Genomic DNA, 788 nt, shown 5'->3' with positions numbered 1-788 from the left:
CTGGCCCTCATACACCGGTGGCGTCGCATACTCCGGTGCCTCCGGGGGCCGGGCAGGGATCTCCCACGGCTCCAGCCGTCGACCCCACCAACCCACACCACCAGTAACACCACCCCCGCCAGCAGTCCCGCCCGCAGCAATTCCTGGCCCTGGAGGGTCCGGCTGCTGCGGTGGAGCTGGCACTTCCGCAACGTCCGGAGGCTGTGGATCATCCGGTGGCCCTGGCGGGTCCGCTTCCTCTGCCGCAGCGGGTGCTCCCGCATCCTCTGGTGTTTCGGGCCGCCCGGGACGGCCGGGTTCCGAGCAATCGGCCGCTGGTGGGCCTGGCTGTGCCGTGGGAGTGGCGGTGGAGGGGAACAACCCGGCCACAGCTCCCAGGCCGTCCAGCAGGCTCGGTTGCCCCGCACAGCCGCCCGGCCCGCTACCGGCCACACCGTCAGCACCGTTGCTGACCGTCTCCGTGCCACCGGGGCCACTCTCGGCCCCGCTGCCAGTTGTGGCATCTTCGGTGTCGATGTTTTTGTGTTTGTTGGGGTTGGTGAACCCGTCCAGGGCGGCCATGAGTTCCTCGTGCTGCACAAGTGTCACGGCGCCGTGGAAACTGATCAGCCCGTTGCGGGGCCGGTGGAAGAACAAGCCTTGTTTCGCGAGCAGTTCGGCATGGCTGGGCTTGTGCCCGTCAGGGTCAATATGGCCCAGGATCTGGTTCCCGACCGTGCGCACAAAATCCGGGCCCTGCACCCGTGCGGTGTCCACCAAGGATTCCTCCACCAGCTCCAGGGTCTCGG

The 788-nt window shown here is 68.1% G+C and carries 1 pseudogene; it reads right to left on the bottom strand.

What is annotated here, in order from left to right:
* A pseudogene (locus PCK14_RS19310) lies at nt 1-788 on the bottom strand (hypothetical protein); the annotation flags it as partial.

The organism is Arthrobacter sp. HY1533, from assembly GCF_027568515.1.
GTDB lineage: Bacteria > Actinomycetota > Actinomycetes > Actinomycetales > Micrococcaceae > Specibacter.
The sequence above is the reverse complement of the archived record's forward strand: the minus strand, read 5'-3'. Positions and strand labels throughout refer to the sequence as shown.